The following is a 22923-nucleotide window of genomic DNA, read 5'->3' on the forward strand; positions in this document are numbered from 1 at the left end:
GGCATCCCGTCGACGGAGGAGCGGACCTCCGCCGAGTCGGACGCGCGCATCAATCCAACGCCTCGCAGAGATGATCGGTCAGGATGGTGGCCGTCGGATACTCGAACACCACCGTGGTCGGTAAGGAGATACCGAGCGCGGCGCGCAGGCGATTGCGGAACTCGACGGCGCCGAGGGAGTCGAAGCCGAGGTCTTTAAAGGACTGGTCGATTCCGATCGCGGTGGGGCCGTCGTAGCCGAGTACTGCGGCGGCGGTTGATCGAACGAGGGCGAGTATCTGTTCGCGGCGTTGGGTGGGGGTGAGGGTGGTGAGGCGGCCGAGGGTGGGGACGTTCGGCGTGACCCCTGCTTTTGGTGTTGTTCGCATCAAGCCGCGGGTCAGCGCTGGGAGGATATCTCCGGACTGCATGCCGGGGATGTTCAGTCGAGCGGGTAGGACGAACGGGCGGCCGAGGCCGAGCACTTCGTCGAACAGGGCCAGGGCCTCGGCCGATGACATCGCGCCGAAGCCGATTCGTTCGACGCGGGTCCAATCCTGTTCTCGGAGATGGCCGGTCATGCCGGTCGCGGCGGCCCAGACGCCCCAGCCGAGCGAGACGGCGGGCAGGCCGAGTTGCGTTCGGTGCGCGGCGAGCGCGTCGACGAACGAGTTGGCCGCGGCATAGTTCGCTTGGCCGGCTGGGCCGAATGCGCCTGCGATCGAGGAGAACAGGACGAACATCGACAGGTCGGATCCGGTCGTCGCTTCGTGCAGGTGCCAGGCGGCGTCGATTTTCGGCCGGAGGACGGTCTCGAGTTGCCGCGGGGCCATCGTGTCGATTACCGCGTCGTCGAGCACGCCGGCGGCGTGGATCACGCCGACGAGCGGCGGGTCGATGTCCGCGATCACCGCGCGTAGTGAATCACGCTGCGCGGCATCGCAAGCCACGATTCGGACGTCCGCCCCGAGGGCGCTGAGCTCGTCGTGCAGCTGGGCGGCGCCGGGCGCGTCGATGCCACTGCGGCTGAGTAGCACGAGGTTTCGGACGCCGTGCCGATCTACGAGATGGCGCGCGAGCATGGCGCCGATGGCGCCGGTGCCGCCGGTGATCAGGACCGTGCCGTCCGGCCGCTGTTCCGGCGGGATCACGAGTGCCAGTTTGCCGACATGGCGCGCTTGACCGAAGTGGCGCAGCGCTTCCGGCGCGCGACGGATGTCCCACTGCCCGACCGGCAACGGCCGGAGTGCTCCGGTTTCGAACAGCGCCGCGATGTCGGCCAGGTTCTGCTGGATCCGGTCGGGATCGACATCGAGCAGATCGAACGTCTGGTACGTCACGCCGGGATGTGCGGCCGCGACGGTCGCCGGGTCGCGGATGTCGGTCTTTCCCAGCTCGACGAACCGGCCGCCACGGGGAAGCAGTCGCAGTGCAGCATCGACGAAATCGCCTGCGAGCGAATCGAGTACGACGTCGACGCCGGCACCGGCGGTGGTCGCGAGGAAGTGTTGCTCGTACTCGACGGTGCGTGAGTTGCCGATGTGGTCGTTGTCGATTCCGAGTGCCCGCAGTACGTGCTGCTTGCCTGGGCTCGCCGTGACGAACAGCTCGACGCCCCAATGCCGAGCCAGCGCGATCGCGGCCATGCCGACGCCGCCGGTCGCGGCGTGCACCAGCAACCGCTGGCCCGGCGCCAGCTGTGCCAGGTCCCGCAGGGCGATGTAGGCCGTGAGGAACACGCCGGGGGTGGTGGCGGCTTCCGCGAACGACAGGCCGGTCGGGATCGGGACCACCAGCCGGTGATCGACGGTCACGGTCGACGCGATCGGGCCCAGTAGGCCCATCACCCGGTCTCCGGGCGCGACCGCCGTGACGTCGGGGGCGACTTCGACCACGACACCGGCCCCGTCGATACCGATGTCGGTGCCGGCTTCGGCGTGGGTCTCGTTGCGGATCTCGTCGTACTTGCCGAGCGTGACCACGACGTCGCGGAAATTCAGCCCGGCCGCGCGAACCGCGATCCGGACTTCACCGTTCCGCAGCGCCCGCTGCTCCGGAAGTGCCTCCAGGCGCAGGTTGGTCGACTGGAGCGTTCCGGTACCCGCGGTTCGTAGCCGCCAGGGTCCGGCCTCGACCAGTCCGGGATTTCCGACCAGGTCGGTGCGGGCGCGAATCAGCCTGGGCGCGTAGATGATTCCGTTCCGGTACGCGAGTTGCGGCTCGTCAGCGGCGAGCGCCGCCGAGATCGCCGGGCGGCGATGCGCCCAGTCGTCGACATCCACGAGCACGATTCGCCCGGGGTGCTCGTTCATCGCTGTCCGCAGCAGTCCCCACACCGGTGCGTGGACGAGGTCTTCGACGTCTTCGCCGCTGTGCACCGCGATCGCCCGGCGGGTGACGACGACGAGTGTGCTGTCGTCGTCGCGTTCCAGCCACCGCTGGATCTGATCGAGGATCGCGGCGAGCCGCGTGTGCACCGCCCCGGGGAGATCGCCATCGGCCACGGGCGTCGCTTGGCAGCGTAAAACGGTGGGGGATTTGCTGATTCGGTCCCGTTTGTGTTCCGGGATCGCGACCGGGACCCAATCCAGACCGAACACCGGCCCACCCGCGAACTGCCGTCGATCGATCGGCCGGGTTGCCAGCGAATCGATCGTGGCGACCACGGACCCGGCGGTGTCGAACAGGGTCACCGCGGCGCGGTCGTCGGCCAGCGGCGCCACGTGCACCCGCAGCGCTATCGCGCCGGTCGCGTACAGTCGCACGCCCTCCCAGGCGAACGGCAGGCCGAGCGTCGTGGTTTCGCGCGTGCCGAACGACTCGATCAGCGCGTGCAACGCGGCATCGAACAGTGCTGGATGCAAGCCGAATCCCGCGGTGCCGGACGGGAGCGGCACGGCGACCTCGGCGAAGAACTCCCTGGTTCTTCCGTCCTCGGAGTCCTTCGTCCAAGCGGAACGCAGCCCGCGAAAGGCCGGACCGTATTCGTAACCCAGAGCGGCGCACCGTTGGTAGAAGCCGGCGGCGTCGACCGGTGTCGCGTCTTGCGGGGGCCAGGTCGTGGCAACCGGCGGCGAGCTGTGGTGCTCGCTCGACACCGCACCGGTGGCGTGCAGGGTCCACTGCGCCGTATCGTCGGTGCGCAGGTAGCACCGGACCGCTCGCCTGCCCGACGTTTCGGGCGTGCCGAGAACTGTTTGGAGTTGCACCGCACCGGATTCCGCGACGATGAGCGGTGCGTGCAGCACGAGTTCGGACAGGTACGGGCAGCCGACCCGCGTGCCCGCCGACAGGACGAGCTCGACCGTCGCGGCACCCGGCAGCAGGGGCGTTCCGGCGACGACGTGGTCGATGAGCCAGGGCTGGCGGTCGACGGATACCTCACCGGCGAACGTCACCTCACCCGACTCGGGGTGTTCGACCATCGCGTCGATGAACGGGTGCACGGCGCCGGCGCCACCCGGGTCGGGTGCCAGCCAGTATCTGTTGTGCTGGAACGGATATACCGGCAGGTCCACCCGTTGCGGTCGCAGTGCTTGCAGGTAGGTCCGCCACGAGGCGTTCATCCGCGCCGCGGAAAGCAGGAAGCGGCGCATGCCGCCCTGGTCGCGGCGCAGGGTTTCGACCACCGTGATGTCGTCGGTCTCGAGCGTTTCCTGGATTCCGATGGTCAGCACCGGGTGCGGGCTGACCTCGACGAAGCTGCGGTATCCGTGCTCGTAGGCCGCTCGTATCGCCGACTCGAATTGCACCGGCTGCCTGAGGTTTTCGAACCAGTAGGTGGCGTTCATCACGGACGGGTCGAGCAGGCTGCCGGTGACTGTCGAGAAGAGTGGGACGGCGGGCGTGACGGTTTCGATGGCGGCGAGTGCCGAACGCAGCTCCGCGCCGATCGAATCGACCTGTGCCGAATGCGCGGCGTAGTTCACCGGAATTCGCTTGGCGCGCAGGTTATTGGCGTCGCTGTGCGCCATCAGTTCGGCGATCGCGTCAGCCGCACCGGACACCACCGTCGAACGCGGGCCGTTGACCGCGGCGACACCCAGGCGGCCGGACCACTTTTCGAGCAGGACGCTGACCTCTTCGACCGCCTGCGGCACCGACACCATGCCGCCGTGACCCCCGAGCGCGACGAGCGCGCGGCTGCGAACCACGACGACACGCGCGGCGTCGGCCAGTGACAGCGCCCCGGCGACATAGGCGGCCGCGATCTCGCCCTGCGAATGCCCGACCACCGCAACCGGTTCGACGCCGATCGACTGCCACAGCCGAGCCAGCGAGGTCATGACGGCGAACAGCACCGGCTGCACCACATCGACGCGGTCCAGTCCGGGCGTTCCCGGTTCGTGCCGCAGCACGTCGTGCAGCGACCAGTCGACCAGCTCGGCGAACACAGCGGCGCACGCATCGATGTGGTCGGCGAATGCCGGTGCGGTGTCCAGCAATTCGGCTGCCATCCGCACCCATTGCGACCCTTGGCCGGGGAACACGAACACACAGGGATGGGCGGACGCTGAGCCGACGGGGTGGATGAGCGCCGGGGAGTGGGCGACGGCGGAGCCGACGGTGACGACGTTCTCGGCGGCGCGGCCCTCGGCGAGCGCGGTCAACCCGGCACGTAATTCGTGGCTCTCCGCGCCGACGACGACAGCCCGGCAGGCTAGGCGCGCTCGGCCGGTCGCCAGCGACCACGCGACGTCCACCGGCTCGTGGTCCAGCACAGTCAGCAACCGGGAAGCCTGCTCCGCCAACCCTTCTGCCGTTTTCGCCGACAGTTCGAGCGGAACCACAACGGGTGGCCGTCGCCGCACCGGTGCCGCCGATCCGGCAGGCGCTTGTTCCAGAATCACATGAGCGTTGGTGCCGCTGATCCCGAACGCCGACACACCCGCGCGCCGAATCGGGGATTCCGACGGCCATGCGGTCGGTTCGGCGACCACCCGCACCGCGCCGGTCGACCAGTCGACCGCGGTGGTCAGCTGGTCGGCATGCAGCGTCGGCGGGACTGTCCCGCGCCGTATTGCCTCGATCATCTTGATCACCCCGGCGACGCCCGCCGCCGCCTGCGCGTGGCCGATGTTCGATTTCACCGACCCGAGCAGCAATGGTCTCGCGGCCGGACGGGCTCGGCCGTAGGTCGCGATCAGGGCGGCCGCCTCGATCGGGTCGCCGACCGTTGTTCCGGTGCCGTGCGCCTCCACGACGTCGATGTCGGCAGGCGTGAGTCCGGCATCGGCGAGCGCCTTGCGGATGACCCGCTCCTGCGCGGGACCGCTCGGCACCGACAGCCCGCTCGAAGCGCCGTCCTGCCCGGTCGCCGATCCGCGCAGCAGCGCGAGCACCGGATGATCGTGCCGGCGAGCCTGCGAAAGCCGTTCCAGGACAAGCACACCCACGCCCTCACCGATGCCGAACCCGTTGGCGGCGGCCGAGAACGGCTTGCACCGGCCGTCTTCGGCGAGCGCGCCGAGTTCGGCCAACCCGATGAAGGAACTCGGTGAGCTCAGCACTGTCGCACCACCGGCCAGCGCGAGCGTGCAATCGCCGGTCCGCAAGGCCTGCGCCGCGAGGTGTATCGCGACGAGCGAGGAGGAACATGCCGTGTCCACGGTGATCGCGGGACCGGACAGCCCGAGCGAGTACGCGACTCGCCCGGAGGCGACGGCGGTCGCGGCTCCGGTGGCGAGGTGCCCGGTCAAGCCCATGCGATCGGAGGCGATCCCGCCGCCGTATTCCAGCGCGCCGACGCCGAAATAGACGCCGGTTTCGGTACCGGCGAGTGACAACGGGTCGATGCCGCCGCGCTCCAAGGCTTCCCACGATGTCTCGAGCAGCAGCCGCTGCTGCGGTTCCATCGCCAGCGCCTCGCGCGGGCTGATGCCGAACAACGCGGCATCGAACGCGTCCGCGTCGTCCAGGAAGTTTCCGCGCTCGGAGCTGACCGAGGCGGGGAGTCTGCTTCGATCCCAGCCCCGGTCGGTCGGGAAGGCCGAAGCGGCATTGCGTCCTTCGGCGGCGAACCGCCAGAGGTCGGCCGAGGAGGCGATACCGCCCGGATACCGGCACCCGATGCCGACGATCGCGATCGGGTCGGCTGAATCGCGGGTCGACTCAGCCATCGACGAACCTCGGGTAGAGCGCCCGGGCCAGCTCGAGGGCGATCTCCATACTGACGGCGTCCATGTTCACCGACGCGTTGGTGACGACCGCGATCGACGCCTCCTCGGCGGGATAGCGATACACCGCGCACGACGAGCCGGGCAGGATGCCGCTGTGGCCGAGGAGGCCGCCCAGACACTGCACGCCGAGGCCGTATCGATGAAAGGCCCGCCGGCGGTCCAGGTGCCTGCGCGTCAATCGCTCACGTTGCAGGTCCGCCGACAACAGCGTGCTGTCGGCGAGCTCGCGCACCCAGATCAGGAGATCGTCGACCGTCGAGGTCATCGCACCGGCTGTCCAGAGGAAATTGGGATTCAGATAACTGAGCTCGTGCAGTGTGCGGCCGTCGGGCATGAGTACGTAGTGCGTCGGATGCGGATCGGGAAGCTTTGCGGCCGAGAGGAATTCGGTGCTGTTCAGGCCCGGGACCGCGGCGACGACATCGTCGTTGATCACGTCGGCGGCCGGCTTGCCGGTCAGCTGCTCGAGCACGAGTCCGAGCAGAATGTAGTTGCTGTCGCTGTAGTCGGCCTTTTCCCCCGGTTCGAAAACCGCCGGCTTGCCGCGGATCAGGTCGACCTTGTGCTCTTGCGGCGAGTCCGCATCGGTGGGGTCGAACAGCGCGCCCTCACATGCCGGGAGCCAGTCCTGCGCTCCGACGAAGTTGGCGACACCGGAGGTCATGTTGAGCAGGTGCTTGATCGTGATGCGCGCACCGTTCGCGATGCCTGGGACGAAGGATTCGAGCGTGTCGTCGAAACTGAGCCGGCCCCGGTCGATCTGCCGCAGGACCGCCGTCGCGGTGAACGTCTTGGTGATACTTCCGATGCGGCAGTGATCGCCGATCCGGAACGGTTCGCCGGTGGTCACGTCAGAGACTCCGAGCGCGAGCTCCCACCGCTGATCGCCCACCTCGACGACCGCGCCGAGGCCCGGCAAGCGTTGCTCGTAGAACTGCGTCTCGAGGAGGAACTCGAGCGTGTCACAGGTCATGTCGTCCAACATCACACGTCCGCTCCGGGTCAGAGGACTCGGAAGTTGCGATCGGCGGGCCGGTTTTCGCGAATCCGCCGGACCAGTTCGGCAACTCGCTGGTTGACGAATCGCTCGAACGCGGCGTCGTCCACCGGAATCGCGACCGGATTGGGCTTGGGCTCGATCAGGTAGCGGCCGTCATCAGCGAGGTCGCGCCAGCGTAGGAGATAGCCACTACGGTCTTGGATCCAGTGCACCCCGCTGCCCGGCTCGACCTTCAGCTCGCCGAACTGAGTCGCCTTCGCGTTGCGCCAGGAGTCGGAACGTTGACGTGGTGAGTGGGCCGCTTCGAGCACCTGCGAGGAGCCGTAGGTGTAATCCATTCCGTCCGGCTGCTCCGAGAGGAGCGGGACGTCGCCTTGTTTACCGCGCCCCACTTTCGGCAACTGGTCGATCACGGCTTTCGCCAGCCCGGTGACGTCGGTCTGGTAGACATCGATATCACCGCCGCGCCCGATGCTCTCGCCGGGCTGCTGGACCAGGACCACCGCATAGCCTTCGCGCCGCAATCCGACGACCCGCGTCACCGCCGACATGTCCGTCTCGTCGTCGGGCGCCTCGCCCGCGGCCCAGATGACGATGTCCGGATTGACGGCGGCTTCCCACAGCTGCTGCGCCTCGACCTTCATATGCGCCAAAAGCCGTTCCGCCGTCGCTCTTTTGGCGCGGTAGTAGTCCTCCTCGTACTCGTGCGTCGGCCAGTGTGTCAGCGGCCACGGCAGCCTGTCACTCGACATCAACTCCCACAGCACTACCAGTTCGAGCGACGTCAGCCGCCCCAGATGCACGCTCATCAATCAGCGACCGGCTTCGAGGCGATAGGCGCGTCGCCGAGCGCCTCTTCGAGGTGCTCGGTGGATTCCAGGTAGGCGGGACGCTTGCGATTTTGGTTCTGTCCGCCCTGCGCACCGGCGCCGGCCGGGCCCATGCCGCCCGGTGTGCCGGGCTGGCCCGCCACGGCTCCCAGACCACGACCGGCCATCGCGGCGGTCGCCGCCGTGCCACTGACCGAGGCGCGCGGGAACAGCTTCGAGCCGTCTTTCGCGAGCGAGGGGCCCGCGCTCAACGCACCGGTCTTGGCGGGCCCGGGGCCCGGCCCCGCCGCCTTCGGCATGCCCTTGCTCAGCTCCTTGCCCAGGCCGGCCAGGGATGCGGGCAGCCCGGCCGCGTTCGCCGCCTGCAGGCCCTGCTGTGCCGCCTGTTGCGCGGCTTGCAGACCCTGCTGTGCGGCCTGCTGCGCCGCTTCGAGGCCTTTCTGCAAGCCCTGTTGGGCCGCCTGTTGCGCTTGTTGCGCCTGCTGCTGGGCAGTGCGCAGCGCCGCCTGCCGCTCGGCATTGGCGGTCTGCTTGGCGATCTCGGCCGCGCGTTGTTTGGCGTCCGCTTCGGCCTTCTTCTGCGCGTCCTCCATCGCTTTGCGCTGGTCGGCCAGCGTATTCTGCTGCTGTTTGAGCGCGGCCAATTGGGGGCTGGTGGCCGGGCCGGGTCCGGGCCCGCCGATCTTCGGTGACGGTCCACCGGAAGGGCCACCCGGGTTCGTCTTTCCCGTGGGGTCCGGGAGGCCCTGCGTCACCGGTTTCGGGAGCGGGAATATCGGCATGGCCGCGTCCGCGGACTTTCCGCCCGGCAGGAAGACCTGGTTCATGACCTCGTTGGCGCGTTGTTCGAGCAAGCTCTTCAACTGCGCGCGCGTCTGGTCGGTCTCGTAGTCGCCGGAGGTCTCCACGATCGACTTCCCGTCGATCAGCTTGCCCTGCTCGTCAGGAATGTTCTTGCGCGTGGTGTCGAGGAAATCGGCCGCGAAATCCAGGCTGCTCGCGACCGCGTTGAGGACCGAGGTGAGACTCGTCAGTTGTTCGGCGTAGCGCTGTACCGCCGGCGCCGCGGCGGAGCGACCGGCGTCCGAATCCCAGGAATCGATGATCTTCGAATTCACTTGGTTGGAGAATTGGGCGGCGAGCGACTTCAGCGCGTTGCCGTGCGTACGCCAGTCCTTCGCCATGTCGCGCACCGATTCGGGATTGATCGAATTGCGGTATTGCACAAGGGTTTCCAAGGACTTACCGTAGGTGTTCCAAGGAATCTGGCCTTGTTCGGTCGTGACTGTGCCGTCGCCGAGGACCGTGCTCTTGTCGACGCTCGCGTCCTTCGGCTTGAATTCATCCAGGTCGTATTTCTTCGGATCCTGCTGGACTGAGTCACTTGACATTGATCGCCTCCACGGGCCGGGGCGGCCGGAACCTACTTCCGGTACCCCTTCGTCGTCGTGTCGTACTTGGCAAGCTCGTCGGCGGAAGCCTTCTCGTGCTCCAGGTAGGCACGGCCGGCCGCGATGAAGGTGTCCATCATGTCGTTGACCACCTCGACGTGCTTCTTCAGCGCGTACTCCAGTGAGGAGTCGCCGTTGGTCGCACGGTCGCTATAGCGTTGCGCGAGCGCGGTCGCGTCCGGGAGGTCGCCGAAGCCCTTGACATTGCCGAGCGTTTTGGCGTTGTTGATCGCGCTGTTGAGTTGGGTGACCATGTCGCTGCACAGCTTTGCGCAATCCTGAGCGGCGTTCGGCTCCAGCCGGATGTGCTTTCCCTCGGCGGCCTTGGTGAGGCGGTCGAATTCACTGTCTGCCATCGGTCGATCCTTACGACGGGATAGTCGAAAACATGGCGTCGGCCCAACGCTGCGGGTCGCTGCCGGAATGCTGAGTCGGCACTCGATCGGTGCGGGTGAGCGTTGCTCCGGTGGTCATCCCCCAGCCGACCTCGCACGTGCGGGTGCGGTGGTAGGGCTGCACCAGCACGATCGCGCTCACGCCGTTCATCGTATCGGATTGTGCGTTTCACGCAGCGGCAAGTAGGTGGCCAGGGCCACGGCAACGACTTGCATACATGGCTATGTATGCATAGATTCGGCGGCGTATCCGAACCTCTTGTCTGCCAGGGAGATAGACATGACCTCTGTTCTCGACCGCGCGGCGGCCTTCGATCGCGACCACGAAACGGTGAGTTTGCGCGCCGGTGGTCATGAATGGACTTACTACCGTGGCGGCGAGGGCACACCAGTTCTGCTGCTGCCGGGTGGGGCGGGCATTGCCATCAGCTGGCTCGACCTGACCCCTGCTCTGCGGCCGGGCTACCGCACGCTCACCGTCGACTATCCGCCCGGCCCAACGACTCTCGAAGAACTGGCCGACGGAGTGCTCGGCATCCTCGATGCCGAGCACATCGACAGCATTCACGTCATCGGACAATCCGCCGGTGGGATGCTCGCCGAGGTGCTGTCGCAGCGTGCCCCTGCGCGTGTGCGATCGCTGGTACTCACCAGCACCGGTCTCTATGGTCCCGAAGATCTTGCCCGGCTGCGGACGTCCCTTGCTCGCACCCGCGACACCCCTTGGGATGACACTCTGGCCGCGATCGGTCACTCGCTGCGCAAGACTTGGAAAGACGCCGCCGAAGCCGACTTCTGGGTCGAACGCGTCGGGCACGCGACCCGCACGGCGGGGCAGCAGGGGGCGGTCACTTCCTATCGGCGGCTGCTCGACGCCGCGCAACGGTTGACCGACCTGCACCCCGAAACTCCTTGGCACGGGCCCGCGCTCATCATTCGAGCCGCCGATGATCCCTTGATCACCGCGGCGCATACCCAGCGGCTGCAAGATTTGCACCCGGATGCCGAGCTACTCGTGTTTCCCGACGGCGGGCACTCCTTGCTGCTGAGCCGCCCTGCCGACTACGTCGACGCAGTCACCGATTTCTGGAAACGCCACTGCGAGTGACGAACGCGGTCGATATGAGCGGCATCGCAATTCGAAGAGTCCCTCGGGTGCACCGGAGGGTTCGGCGGCGGATCGGCGAACCCTCCGACATCCCGGGTTGTTACCGCGGGGGATTGGTGCTGAACGCGGCCGTGACCGCACCTGTCGAAGCGCCGTCGACCGCGCCGGCCAGTGCGCCTTCCGCGCCGACCAGTGCGCTACCGAGTGCGCAGCCGGCGGCGGCCGCACCGACCGGGGCCGGCGACGGCACCGCGGCCGGTTCGTCCAGCACGATGAAGGGTGCGAGGACGGCCGCCGTCAGGCCGCCGGTGATCGCCGCGACGCCGTTGCCGATCTCGCAGTCGACCGTGGTGCCGGGGATGCTGCCGGCGATCGCGCCGATCGCCGCGCCTTCGGGGATCCGGTGCGGCGGCGGGGGCGGCATGGACGGGTTGGCAGCCCTGGGGGCGTTGAGGTTCGGCCGCAGGGTCACGGTCCTGCCGGCGACCGCGGCCTCGATCGGATACGACACGTCGTCGAGCTCGAAGGTCCGGCTGAGGTTGCGCAGCACCGTGCCCTCGCTGTCCATGATCAGGATGCTGTCCGCGTTGATGGCGACGCTGCCGTTCTCGACGGTGATGGCGCCTTGATCGCCGTCCAAGCTGGCCTCGATTTCGACCCGGTCGTCCTCGGCGTTAGCGGGAATAATCGAAAAACCGACAGTGGAGAGGAAAGCGGTCGCCACTACGGCTGTTGCCTGTTTGAGCTTCATCGCGTTCTCCCTTTATTGGCGAACCGGACAGACCGGGCTTAACCCGGGACGGCGTGGTCACGCCGAAAACTGGCGACCGATGAACGACGGAGACTGAACTGATGCCGACTGTTTACTGGTGATTAGTTATTTGGCTGGTTCGGGGTGCGTTGTAGGGGTGTGGACGATGTCGTAGTAGCGGGCCTTGTCGGCGGGGTCGAGGTATATGCGGTAGGTGAATTCCTGGTCGTTCAGGGTGACGATGTCGACCACGCGGCGCGATTGTTCTCGGCCCGCATCATCTTTCGCGATGATGGTGCGGGTTTTGCCGTCGGGGGACACCGACCAGTCGCCGTGCATCTTGGGGGCGTCGTCGAGCCCGAACATGGTGAACGTGCCGTCCGGATCGAAATAGGCGAAGCCGACATAGTTTTCGACGTTGTCGTCGGTCAGTGGCACCTCCGACCCGTGGGAATCCCGCGCGGAGGTGGTTTCCCACGGCGTGGCCGCGAGGGCGGCCGCGGGGGAACCCGGGGTGACTGTCGGTGCCGCCGGGTGCGAGGTCGCGGTGGCCAGCTCGGTGGGCGTCGTCGAGTCGGATGTCGTGTCCGCACTGTCGTCGCTGCCGCACGCCCCGAGCAGGCCGACCGCGGCGATGGCGGCGGTCACGATCGTGAACCTTTTCCAATCGGTCATTCAACCGATGCTAGCTATTGGACAGCGAACTGGATTCCGGATCAGTTGCTATGCGGTCGCGATTTGGCCGGATGCGGCCGCGCGCGAAAGCACCGCGACCATAAAGTCTGATTCGTCCGAAAAGGGACGCAGGTCCCAGGTCGAAAATCGCGAATCGACCGTGAGTCCGGCGGTTTCGGCGTCGGCCAGGAATTCGGCGAACTCGTAACCGCGGTCCGCGCCGAAACCCACCACCGCTCGGCCGGCGGGGGCGAGATGGCGGGCGAAACCGGTCAGCGTCGCGACCCGGGTGGGCGGCGCCAGGAATGTCATCACGTTGCCCGCGCACACGATCGCGTCGAAGTCGGCGGCGATGCCGCGACCGGGAAGATCCACTTCGGCGAGATCGCCGACCAGCCAGCTGGGTCCGGGATAGTCCTGTTCCGCCGCGGCGATCAGCACCGGGTCGACGTCGACGCCGACCACCACGTGCCCGGCGCGGTGCAGATAGCCACCCACGCGTCCCGGGCCGCATCCGGCGTCCAGAACCCGGCTGCCGCGCTCCAGCATCGCGTCGATCAACCGCGCCTCGCCGAAGATGTCCGCGCCCTCGGCGGCCAATGTGCGGAACCGCTCCACGTACCACGTCGAATGCGCGGGGTTGGCGGCGGTGAGGTCCTCCCACTGACTACGGGTGCGTCCGCTCATCGTCTGTTCCTCCTGGCTCGGGCCCACGTCCGGTTCACTGTGCCAGTACCTGCCGCGCGCCGCATCGGCGGTCGTCGGCGTGCAGCGGCTGCCGTCGGGTGATCAGGAGTCGGTTTCGCTCACCGTGTGCCGCGCTCGGTCAGGCGCACTACGCTGCGGAACCCAGGCCGAGAGCTCGCTCCCGCAGGCTGGTCAGCATGCGCATCAGGATTCGCGACACCTGCATTTGGGAGACGCCCAGGCGGTCGGCGATCTGGGCTTGGGTCAGCGATTCCCGGTAGCGCCAGATGAGGAGTTGTCGTTGCGCCGGGGTGAGTTCGGCGATCAGCGGGCCTACGGTCATCGCCTCCTCCAGGAGGCCGTAACAGCGCTCGTCGTCGCCGAGCCGTTCGGCCAGGGGCAGCTGTGCACCGGAGTCGTCGGCGGCGGTCTGGTCGAGGGAATCCGCGACATAGCAGTTGGCGGCCAGTGTCGCCTGGGTGATCTCGGTGATATCCGTGGCGAGTTCGGTCGCGAGTTCGCTGGTGGTGGGCATGCGGCCGTGTCGTTGGGCGAAGGCTTCGGTGGCCGGGCCGAGCATGGCCCGGGTTTCCTTGGCTCGGCGTCCCACGCGCAGCGCCCAGGTGTGATCGCGGAAGTACCGGCGCACCTCGCCCATGATGGTCGGGATGGCATAGCCCAGGAATGACGAGCCCAACGTTGGATCGAAGCGGTCGATGGCTTGCAGTAAGCCGACGCGCGCGACCTGGACCAAGTCTTCGGAATCGGCGCCCCGTCCGGCGTAGCGCTGTGCGATGTGATCGGCCAGCGGCAGTGCCTGGCACGCGATGCGGGCGCGCAGCGCGCGGTGGCGCGGGTCGGTGGGGTCGAGCGCGGCGAGTTCGGCCAAGGCGGGCTCGAGGTGCTCGTAGTCGTCACATTCGACGGCGACCGGAGGGTTAGCGGCGTCGGATGGTCGATGTAGAGCGGTCGAGACCGTCATATGAACTCCTATCCTCCGAGTTTCGCTGCACGGCAGCGGATTTCGTTCGACCGGAGCCACGGTGGAAGTGCCGGTTCTGCTCGCTGCCCGCAATCCAGGCTAAGCGCGGTGGCGGGATTTTCGACAACAAATCGGTCACGATAGCTATCGTGCAGCAAATCACATTTGAGCAGCTAATGTGGGTGGGCGCTGACGGTCTGAACGGGGACCGGAAGCGTGGCGTGTGCCAGGACCGGCCGGAGCCGAGCGTCCGCACGGATAAGCGGCACAACTACGGCTATGCGACGCGGCTGATATGGCCTTCGATGCAGAGCGAAACGCGGACGGCCGGGGCGTTGTGCGTGCACTGACCCCAAGACTGTGGTTTTGAGCTCTCGTCGGCAGGCGCGGTACGGTTCGCCCGTACCAAATTTGGGGGGATTCCGCTGACTCTGATCATTACGCGCGATGTGGTGGAGCCCGAAGGGGTCGCGGGTGTGCCCGTGGCGCAGCGGGCCGGTCGTCTGGCTTTCGCCGGCGGAATCGTGGTCACAGCAGTGCTTTTCGCCGTGGGAGGTTGGAACCGGCGCTGGATCGCCGACGACGGTCTGACCGTGCTGCGTACGGTGCGGAATCTGCTGGCAGGCAATGGGCCGGTCTTCAACGTGGGCGAGCGGGTGGAAGTCAATACGAGTGCCGCGTGGACCTATCTCATCTGGTTCTTCGGCTGGCTGACGCACGCGCGGCTCGAATACGTGGTGCTGGGGATCGCGCTGGCGCTATCGGTGTCGGCCATCGTCTTCGCGATGCTGGGTGCGGCCCGGTTGTGGGGTGTCGGGGGCCGATTGCTGTGTCCGGTCGGCGCTTTGGTCTATATCGCGCTGCCACCGGCGCGCGACTACGCCACCTCGGGGCTGGAGTCGAGCCTGGTCATCTGCTGGCTGGCTGTGCTGTGGTGGTGGTTGATTCGCTGGAGCCGGACCGAGAGGGTCGGCCTGGCAGGGTTTTTCGGCGTCGCGTTCTGGGCTGGGCTGGCTCCGCTGATCCGACCGGAGTTGACGTTGGTCGGTGCGTCGGCGCTGCTGATTCTCCTGTGTGCCCCGTTGCCCGGAAACAGGCTGCGCCCCTGGCTGGTTCGTGGGATCGCGGTACTGGTGTCCGGCCTGTTACCGGTGGCCTATCAGATTTGGCGTATGGGCTATTACGGGCTGCCGTACCCGAATACGGCGGTTGCCAAAGACGCGAGCGCGGCGAAGTGGCGGCAGGGGTTCGGCTACCTGTGGAATTTCGTTGAGCCGTATCGGCTTTGGATGCCGCTGCTGGCGCTGGGTGTGGCGGCAGTGCTGACGGTGTGGTCCCGGCGGAACGACGGCTCCGCCCGGATTTCCGGAGGCGCGAAACCGGCGCTGCGAGAGCGCGTGCGCCGGTTCCGCCTGAGATCGCGGTCCCCGGCCGCGGTCGTCGTCCTCATGCTCGGCAGCGGTGCCATGCTGATCGGGTACGAGATCCGCGTCGGTGGTGATTTCATGCACGGCCGCATGCTGCTGCCGCAGCTGTTCTGCTTGCTGTTGCCCGTCATGGTGTTGCCACTGAGTGCACCGGGTACGCGCCGTCTGGTGCTCAGGGCGTTGGTCGCCGGAACCGTGGGCTGGGCGCTGCTCGCGGCCGATGCCACCGCCATCACGTCCGGCAGCAGGATCAGTGCCGCCGGCATCGCGGACGAGCGGCTCTACTACATCCAGACCACCGGTCGTGCGCATCCGATTCGGGCCGAGGACTATCTGGGCTATCCGCGGCTTCGCCCCATGCTCCGTGCGGTGGCCGACAGTCCGAACGGCGGTCTGCTCATCAATTCGCCGTCCTTCACCGCTTGGCACCTCGTCCCGCCGCCGCAGCCCGCCGGGCACACGGTGTTCTATGTCAACCTCGGCATGATCAGCATGAATACGCCGTTGGATGTCCGGGTCCTCGATCCGATGGGTCTGGCGTATCCCCTTGCCGCCCATACCTTCCGGTTCCCGGAGGCCCGCATCGGACACGACAAGAACCTCGACGCGGATTGGGCGCTGGTGGACGCGGGCATGGTGGACCGGCATCCCCGGATGCCCTGGTTCCTCGGCGAGGACTGGGTAACCCGGATCCGAACCGCCATCCGCTGTCCCGAAACCCAGGAACTACTGGCCTCCGCCCGCGCACCGCTCACCGCCGAACGCTTCCGGCGCAATGTCTTCCGGTCGTGGGACTACGCCCGGTATCGCATCGACCGGGTGCCGGAATTGGAGCTCGAGCGCTGCCGGCTCGGCTAACCAGAGGCCCGGCACCACCTGTGGGGGTCGACCCGGTCGGCAGTGCCGGTCCGCGGCGCGGGTCACTGTAGGGTCGGTACCCGGCGTAGGGAACACCGGTGCGAATCCGGGGCTGTCCCGCAACTGTCACCGGGGAGCAATCCGCCGATTCATGGTCACGACCTGCCCAGGTTGGAAGGCCGGCGGAGGTGTGTCGATCCGGGAGCCAGGATACCTGCGCCCGAGGTATCGGGATCACACCCACGAGGATGGCGATGAACAACTACACAACGGATCGGCCCGGACTCGGCCGCCGGAAGTTCCTGCTGGGCAGTGCGGGAGCCGTCGGTGCTGTCGTGCTGGGCACGATGACGACGAGCTGCGGTTCCGAAACCGGTTCGGCCGGTGCGCCGCTGGGACCACCGCGTCCGGGTGGACGCCTGCGTTCGGTGATCGCCGGACGGTCGGCGAGCGCGGATGTCCTGGACCCGCACCAGGCCGGGAGTTCGGCGGGCGGTGCGGTGTCCAAGAACGTCTGGGACAAGCTGGTCGCCTACAACAACGACCTGACCTTGCGCTACCGCCTGGCGCAGTCGCTGGAACCCAATGCCGACGGCAGTCTATGGCGCATCAATCTGCGCCCGGGTGTGGTGTTCAGTGACGGCAGCCCGCTCACCGCACGGGATGTGCTGTGGAGCTTCGAGCGGATGCTCGATCCGGCCAAGAACTCCTCCGGCGATCTCTCCGTCGTCGACATGTCCCGCACGCGCGCAGACGGTGAACTGGGCGTCGTGGTGGCGATGAAATCGCCGCTGGCGGACTTCGGTTCGGTGCTGGCGGGGTGGTACTGCTACATCGTCAAGGAGGGGACCGGGGTCATCGACGGGTCGGCGCTGCCTGTCGGCACCGGTCCCTTCGCGCTGGCCCGCTGGTCGCCGGGCGACCGAACGCTGTTGCGGCGCAACGAGCGATACTGGGACGGACCGGTGTTGCTCGACGAGGTCGAGATCATCCAGATCGCCGAGACCGAAGCGCGGATGAACGCCTTCCTGTCCGGGGAAGCGGATGTGGCGCACGAGATTTCGTACCTGCAGGCGCGGACGTTGTCGAGTGATCCGGACACCACGGTGGTGGTACCGCCGGCCGGTCTGATGGGCGCGTTCCAGATGCGGGTGGACACAGCGCCTTTCGACGATCCGCGGGTGCGTCAGGCGATGCGGCTGGCGGTGGACCGCCAGGCCATGGTGGATTCGGTGTACTACGGCTACGCCGAGCTCGGCAACGACGTCTACGGCAAGGGCGCGCCGTTCTATCACGACAGCCTGCCGCAGCGGTCCTACGATCCGCGCCGCGCCCGCGAATTGCTGCGGGAGGCGGGGCGGGAGAACCTGACGGTGACGCTGCCCACCGCCGACGGTATGCCGGGCATGCTCGAGGCGGCGACGCTGTTCGCGGAGCACGCCAAGCCCGCGGGGATCACGATCGAGCTGGAATCGGTGCCCGCCGACACCTATTTCTCCCAGGTCAGCGGCAAGGCGCCGCTGACCCATATCGGCTGGTGGAATTACAGCCTCGACTACTTCTACGGCCAGACCATGACCAGCGCCTCGCCCAGCAACGGCACCGGCTGGCGGCGGCCGGGTTGGGACGCCACCTTCGCCCAGGCTCGCGCCGCCATGGATCCGCGCCGCCGCGCCGAGCTATATCGGCAACTCCAGGAAGAACTTTGGCAGGAGGGCGGATACATCCTGCACAGCTTCGCCAAACGACCGGATGCGGCGAAGAATCGCGTGGGCGGGGTACGCAACGGCGTGCCCGGCACCGACGACTGGGCGAACTACGCGACCACCTGGCTGGCCGAGCAGTGACCCGCCGGTCGTGATCATCTACGTCATACGGCGCGCCGGGGCCGGGGCCGGCGTGCTGTTCGCCGTCGCGCTGATTGTCTTCCTGCTGTTCGAGACGTTGGATTCGGACGCGGCGACCGTGCTGCTGTCGCGGTCCGGTGCGGGTGACCCCACGCCGGAGCAGCTGGCCGCGCTGCGCGCTCAGCTCGGGCTGGACCGGCCCGCACCGGTGCGGTTCGCGGACTGGCTGATCGGCTTCGCGCACGGCGATTTCGGGAATTCGCTGATCTCGGGCCGCCCGGTCAGCGAGGTGTTGCTCGGGCGCGCCGCGAATAGCGCTGTGCTCGCCGTGAGCACGGCCGCGTTGCTCATTCCGGCGGCGCTCGCGCTGGGACTGGTGGCCGGCGCTCGGACGGGGTCACGCACGGACCGGCTGATCAGCGTGGGTGCGCTCGCGGCGGAATCGGTGCCGCCCTTCGTCATCGGTGTCCTGCTGGTGGCGACGGTCTCGCTGTCGCTGGGTCTGCTGCCCGCCGTCTCCTTGCTGCCGACGGGTGCGAGCGTGTGGAGTCGCCCGGAAATCCTGGTCCTGCCGGTGACCTGTCTGCTGATCGGGTTGCTGCCGCACCCGGTCCGGATGGTGCGGGCGCAGACGGCCGAGGTGCTGGCGAGTCCGTACATAAAAACGCTGCGGCTCAACGGGATCGGTGGTCTGCGCCTGATGCTGCGGCATGTCGCGCCCAATGCCGTGTCGGCGTCCATCCATCCGCTGGCGGGATCGGTCGTCGGGTTGATCGGCGGCGTGGCCGTGGTGGAGACGCTGTTCTCCTATCCGGGTCTGTCCCAGGAATTGCTGCGCGCCATCGAAGCTCGTGATTTTCCCTTCGTCCAATCGGCCGCGATCCTGCTGGCGGCGGTGGGGATCGGGGTCTACCTGCTCGCGGACCTGCTCACCCTGCTGGTGAGTCCGCGCGCCCGGCAGGTCGCGGTGGGGGACCGGCGGTGAAGGGCCGCAGCGGGATTCGTTCGGGATGGCTGCTGGTCACGCTGGCGGTGCTGTTGCTCATCATCATCGGGCCGGTCCTCGCGTCCTATGCGCCGACCGCCGTGACGGGACCGCCGTTCCAGCCGCCGTCGGCGCAGCACCCGCTGGGCACCGATGTGGTCGGACGGGATGTGGCCGCGCGCGTGCTGCACGGTGGTTTGCCGCTGCTGTCGATCGCCGGACCGGCGCTGATCGTCGCTTATGTGCTCGGTTCGATGCTCGGCCTGGTCGCCGGACTGCGCCGGGACTGGGACCACTGGATCATGCGGCCGGTCGACGCGATCACCGTCGTCCCGTGGTTTCTGTTGCTCGCGGTGATCGCCACCGCCATGGGTGCGGGGCCGGCCGCGATCATCGTGACCGTGGCACTGGCCTCGGTGCCGTGGATCATCCGCATCGTCCGCACCTGCGTGCTCGAACTCGCCTCGACCGGCTATGTCGAATCCGCCCGTGCCAGAGGCGAACCGCTGTGGCGGCTGGCGCTGGTCGAGGTGCTGCCGAACCTGCGGGCCGTGCTGCTCGCCGACGCGGGCGTGCGGATGTCGGCGACCGTTTCGCTGGTCGCGATGAGCGGATTCCTCGGGTTGGGGTTGCGTCCGCCCGCGCCCGATTGGTCTTTGATGATCACCGAGAACCGGCCCGGGTTCGCTGTGCAACCGTGGGCGGTGCTGGCTCCGGCGCTGTTGATCATGGTGCTGGTGGTCTCGGTGAACATGGTCACCGATCGGGCATCCGGCACCGGTCAGCGGAGCGCGGCACCTCGGCCGATGGAGGTTTCCGCACCCGGATCGGGGCTCGCGGTCGACGGTCTCACGGTTCGCGACGCGATCGGAACCGTTGTGCTGGAAGGTATTTCGCTGCGTCTGCCGCAGGGCGGCGGCATGGCCGTGGTCGGTCCGTCCGGTGCCGGGAAGACGACCCTCGCGCTGGCGGTGCTCGGGGCGCTGCCGCCCGGACTGACCGCGACGGGCTCGGTCAGCCTCGGCGGATCGGCCGACCGCCGCGCGGTCGGCTACGTCCCGCAGGATCCGGCGACCGGGCTCAACCCCGCGCTGCGCATCGGCACCGTGCTGCGCGAAATCGCCAGGCGCTACGGCACATTCGGCGACGGTGATTGCGTGGCGGCGGCCTTGCGCCGGGTCGACCTGCCCGATGACCGCCGGTTCCAGCGCCGATTCCCGCACGAACTCTCCGGCGGCCAGCAGCAACGGGTGCTGCTGGCCATGGCGCTGCTCGGCGATCCGGCGCTGCTGGTTCTCGACGAACCGACCACCGGACTGGATGCGCGTACCCGGGACCGGCTGATCGAGACACTGCGCCGGATCCGGCGCGAGAGCGCCACCACGCTGCTCGTGATCACCCACGACTCGGCGGCGGTGCGATCGCTGGTCGATGACGTGCTGACCTTGGCGGCGGGCCGGGTGGTATCGGCTCCGCGTGGAAGTTCCAGTGCCACAACGGTTGTCCGCGTGCCGCGCGCCGAGATCGCGACCCCGCCGATCTTGCGGGTAGCGGGTCTCACGGTGGCGCACGGGCGCGGCCGCAAGGCGCACCCGGTCGTAGCCGAGCTGTCGTTCACGCTGCGGGCGGGCGAATGCCTCGCCGTCACCGGCAGATCCGGCGCGGGCAAGACGACGGTGGCACGGGCCCTGTCCGGTCTGCACGTGCCACTGCGCGGCTCGATCGAATTGGACGGCGTGCCACTGCATCCACGTGTGGACCGGCGTTCGGAGCAGCAGCGCCGCGCCATCCAGCTGGTCTTCCAAAATCCCGCGACCTCGCTCAACCCGGGCTATCGCATCGGCGGCCAGATCGCCCGGCCATTGCGCCTGCTACGGGGCATGGACGGTAGCGCCGCCCGCGCGCGAAGCGGTGTATTACTCGACGAGGTGGGGCTGGACGCCGTCCTGGCCCTGCGCCGTCCCGGGCGGTTGTCCGGCGGCCAGCAACAACGTGCCGCCATCGCCCGCGCCCTCGCCGCCGAACCGCGCATTCTGATCTGCGACGAGATCACCTCGGCGCTCGACCCGGTCAGCCGGCACCGAGTGCTCGACCTGCTCGACGAACTGCGCCGAACCGGACTGGCACTCATCGTGATCAGTCATCAGGAGACGGTGATCGACCGTCTGGCGGACCGGGTGCTCAGTCTCCCCGACGGGCGAACCACCCCGATCCAGGGCTCGACCGCCGGTTTGCCGGGCGGTGTGCGAGGTAGTCGGCCGGTATGACTACGACTGCTCCCCTTCCCGAGGAACGCACCGGCGCACCGCTGCGGGCGGTGGTGACCGGATCCGATTCCGGTATCGGCGCGGCGATCGCCGTCGCGCTGGCCGGTGGCGGCGTCGATGTCGGCGTCACCTTCCATACCGATGCCGAGGGCGCGGAAAATACCGCGCGACAGGTCCGCGAACGCGGGGCCACGGCCGCGGTGCGCCGGCTGGACCTGAACGACCTGCCGACCGCGGCCGCGGTGATCGACGAACTGGCCGAGGAACTCGGTGGCCTGGATGTGCTGGTGAACTGCGCGGGGACCGGAACCGCGCAGAAGGCGATGGACATGGATTTCGACACCTGGCGGCAGGTGCTGTCGGTCGATCTGGACGGCGCTTTCCTGTGCGCGCAGCGGGCCGCGAAGCACATGATCGAGGGCGGGCGCGGTGGCCGGATCATCAATATCACCAGCGTGCACGAGCATGCGCCGAGAGTCGGGGCGGCGCCCTACTGCGCGGCGAAAGCCGGCCTCGGTGCGCTGACGAAGGTGCTGGCGCTGGAGCTTGCCGAGTACGACATCACCGTGAATTCGGTTGCGCCAGGCGAGATCTCGACACCGATGACCGGTCAGCACGAGGTGGATCCGCGCGAGCAGGCGCGACCGGGTGTGCCGCTGGGCCGACCCGGCCACGCGAAAGAGGTGGCGTCGGTGGTGGCCTTTCTGGCGACACCCGCGGCCGGCTATGTGACCGGGGCGTCGTTCGTGGTCGACGGCGGCATGTTGCTGATGGGACCGCAGGCCAGCAGCGCGCTCACCGATGAGAAGTGGCGCGCGGGGTAAAGCGTTCGAGCAGTGCGCGTAGCTCGTCGGCGCTGACGTTGGCGCCGAACGCCGCGGTGCCGGGCTGCAGCCGCACCCCCTCGGCGAGCGGGCCCGCGCTCACGGCGTCGAAGCCGAGCTTTTCGACGAAGCCGGTGACGGTGGCGACAGCCTCGGCATCGTCGCCCGCGACGGCGATCGCCTTGCGTCCCGGGGCTTGCGGCGGACGCCCCTCCTCGTCCAGATCGTGATAGCCCATGTGGTTGAACGCTTTGACCACCCGCGCTCCGGGCAGGAAGGCCTGCACGATCTCGCTGGAGGAGGTGCGTGGATCGGTGAGGTCGTCGCGGACTCCGTCCACCTCCCACCAGTAGTTCATCGCGTCGATCACCAGTTTCCCGCTCAGCTCCGCGGCCGGAATGCTGCGGTATTTGCCGAGCGGCAGGGCCAGGATGACGAGGTCGGCGGCGGTCGCGGCCTCGGCGGCGGTGACGGCCACCGCGCCGGGCGTGAGAACTTCGGTGGTGAGAGCGATCTTGGCGGGGTCGCCCGACCCGGCGAGTAGGACGCGATAGCCCGCGGCCACCGCGAGCCGGGCGAGTACGGTACCGACTTTCCCCGCACCCAGAATGCCGACGGTGCGCACGTCCATGGTGGTCATATGCGCCTCAACGGGTAACGGGCGCGGGGCATTCCCGTG

The 22923-nt window shown here is 68.0% G+C and carries 17 protein-coding genes and 1 riboswitch; of the genes, 6 read left to right on the plus strand and 11 right to left on the minus strand.

Features of this window, described 5'->3' with window-relative positions; all coding sequences use genetic code 11:
• Positions 1 to 49: 49 nt before the first annotated feature.
• The 6 genes from BJ987_RS12975 to BJ987_RS13000 are packed head-to-tail and all read right to left on the minus strand — an operon-like array spanning position 50 to position 9975.
• Entirely contained in the window at positions 50 to 6097 is a 6048-nt protein-coding gene (locus BJ987_RS12975) for a type I polyketide synthase (protein ID WP_209888754.1), read from the minus strand.
• Positions 6090 to 7130, minus strand: coding sequence for a serine hydrolase domain-containing protein (locus BJ987_RS12980; protein ID WP_209888756.1), 1041 nt, complete (start codon positions 7128 to 7130; stop codon positions 6090 to 6092). The genes BJ987_RS12975 and BJ987_RS12980 overlap by 8 nt, the downstream gene beginning before the upstream one ends.
• Before the next feature lie 29 nt (positions 7131 to 7159).
• Positions 7160 to 7966 (minus strand): ESX secretion-associated protein EspG, encoded by an 807-nt coding sequence (locus tag BJ987_RS12985; protein ID WP_209888759.1) that lies wholly within the window; start codon positions 7964 to 7966, stop codon positions 7160 to 7162.
• Positions 7966 to 9378, minus strand: a complete 1413-nt coding sequence (locus BJ987_RS12990; protein ID WP_209888762.1) for a hypothetical protein — start codon at positions 9376 to 9378, stop codon at positions 7966 to 7968. Before BJ987_RS12990 ends, BJ987_RS12985 begins: the two co-directional genes overlap by 1 nt.
• Before the next feature lie 32 nt (positions 9379 to 9410).
• Positions 9411 to 9794, minus strand: a complete 384-nt coding sequence (locus tag BJ987_RS12995; protein ID WP_209888767.1) for a hypothetical protein — start codon at positions 9792 to 9794, stop codon at positions 9411 to 9413.
• 10 nt (positions 9795 to 9804) lie between these two features.
• Positions 9805 to 9975 carry a hypothetical protein gene (locus BJ987_RS13000; RefSeq protein WP_209888770.1) on the minus strand — a complete coding sequence of 57 codons (171 nt, stop codon included), beginning with the start codon at positions 9973 to 9975 and terminating at the stop codon, positions 9805 to 9807.
• A 138-nt stretch (positions 9976 to 10113) separates the two neighbouring features.
• On the opposite strand from BJ987_RS13000, the gene BJ987_RS13005 reads away from it, so the two are divergent.
• Complete coding sequence (locus BJ987_RS13005) at positions 10114 to 10941, plus strand: alpha/beta fold hydrolase (protein ID WP_209888773.1); 828 nt, start codon at positions 10114 to 10116, stop codon at positions 10939 to 10941.
• A gap of 100 nt (positions 10942 to 11041) precedes the next feature.
• Here the strand turns inward: BJ987_RS13005 and BJ987_RS13010 are convergent, their stop codons facing one another.
• The 4 genes from BJ987_RS13010 to BJ987_RS13025 form a co-directional block, all read right to left on the minus strand.
• Positions 11042 to 11692, minus strand: a complete 651-nt coding sequence (locus BJ987_RS13010; RefSeq protein ID WP_209888776.1) for a DUF8020 domain-containing protein — start codon at positions 11690 to 11692, stop codon at positions 11042 to 11044.
• 126 nt (positions 11693 to 11818) lie between these two features.
• Entirely contained in the window at positions 11819 to 12367 is a 549-nt protein-coding gene (locus tag BJ987_RS13015) for a DUF4822 domain-containing protein (RefSeq protein WP_209888779.1), read from the minus strand.
• 48 nt (positions 12368 to 12415) lie between these two features.
• A complete protein-coding gene (locus BJ987_RS13020) occupies positions 12416 to 13054 on the minus strand; it encodes a class I SAM-dependent methyltransferase (protein WP_209888782.1) in 639 nt (212 codons plus the stop codon).
• A 148-nt stretch (positions 13055 to 13202) separates the two neighbouring features.
• Positions 13203 to 14036 carry a SigB/SigF/SigG family RNA polymerase sigma factor gene (locus tag BJ987_RS13025; RefSeq protein WP_209888785.1) on the minus strand — a complete coding sequence of 278 codons (834 nt, stop codon included), beginning with the start codon at positions 14034 to 14036 and terminating at the stop codon, positions 13203 to 13205.
• 449 nt (positions 14037 to 14485) lie between these two features.
• Here BJ987_RS13025 and BJ987_RS13030 point away from each other — a divergent pair, with 449 nt between their 5' ends.
• The 5 genes from BJ987_RS13030 to BJ987_RS13050 all read left to right on the plus strand — a co-directional run bounded on the left by BJ987_RS13030 (position 14486) and on the right by BJ987_RS13050 (position 22244).
• Complete coding sequence (locus BJ987_RS13030; protein ID WP_307869589.1) at positions 14486 to 16321, plus strand: arabinofuranosyltransferase AftB family protein; 1836 nt, start codon at positions 14486 to 14488, stop codon at positions 16319 to 16321.
• Positions 16322 to 16408: 87 nt separating this feature from the next.
• Positions 16409 to 16537, plus strand: a riboswitch (cobalamin riboswitch).
• Between the two features lie 38 nt (positions 16538 to 16575).
• Positions 16576 to 18168, plus strand: coding sequence for an ABC transporter substrate-binding protein (locus BJ987_RS13035; RefSeq protein WP_209888788.1), 1593 nt, complete (start codon positions 16576 to 16578; stop codon positions 18166 to 18168).
• 10 nt (positions 18169 to 18178) lie between these two features.
• Positions 18179 to 19153, plus strand: coding sequence for an ABC transporter permease (locus BJ987_RS13040; protein ID WP_307869590.1), 975 nt, complete (start codon positions 18179 to 18181; stop codon positions 19151 to 19153).
• Positions 19150 to 21420, plus strand: coding sequence for an ABC transporter ATP-binding protein/permease (locus BJ987_RS13045; protein WP_209888791.1), 2271 nt, complete (start codon positions 19150 to 19152; stop codon positions 21418 to 21420). Before BJ987_RS13040 ends, BJ987_RS13045 begins: the two co-directional genes overlap by 4 nt.
• Complete coding sequence (locus tag BJ987_RS13050; RefSeq protein WP_209888794.1) at positions 21417 to 22244, plus strand: SDR family oxidoreductase; 828 nt, start codon at positions 21417 to 21419, stop codon at positions 22242 to 22244. The genes BJ987_RS13045 and BJ987_RS13050 overlap by 4 nt, the downstream gene beginning before the upstream one ends.
• On the opposite strand, the gene BJ987_RS13055 is transcribed toward BJ987_RS13050, so the two are convergent.
• Positions 22216 to 22884 (minus strand): NADPH-dependent F420 reductase, encoded by a 669-nt coding sequence (locus BJ987_RS13055; protein ID WP_245365934.1) that lies wholly within the window; start codon positions 22882 to 22884, stop codon positions 22216 to 22218. The two genes, BJ987_RS13050 and BJ987_RS13055, sit on opposite strands and share 29 nt — an antisense overlap.
• Positions 22885 to 22923 lie beyond the last annotated feature (39 nt).

This window comes from Nocardia goodfellowii (genome assembly GCF_017875645.1).
Lineage (GTDB): Bacteria > Actinomycetota > Actinomycetes > Mycobacteriales > Mycobacteriaceae > Nocardia > Nocardia goodfellowii.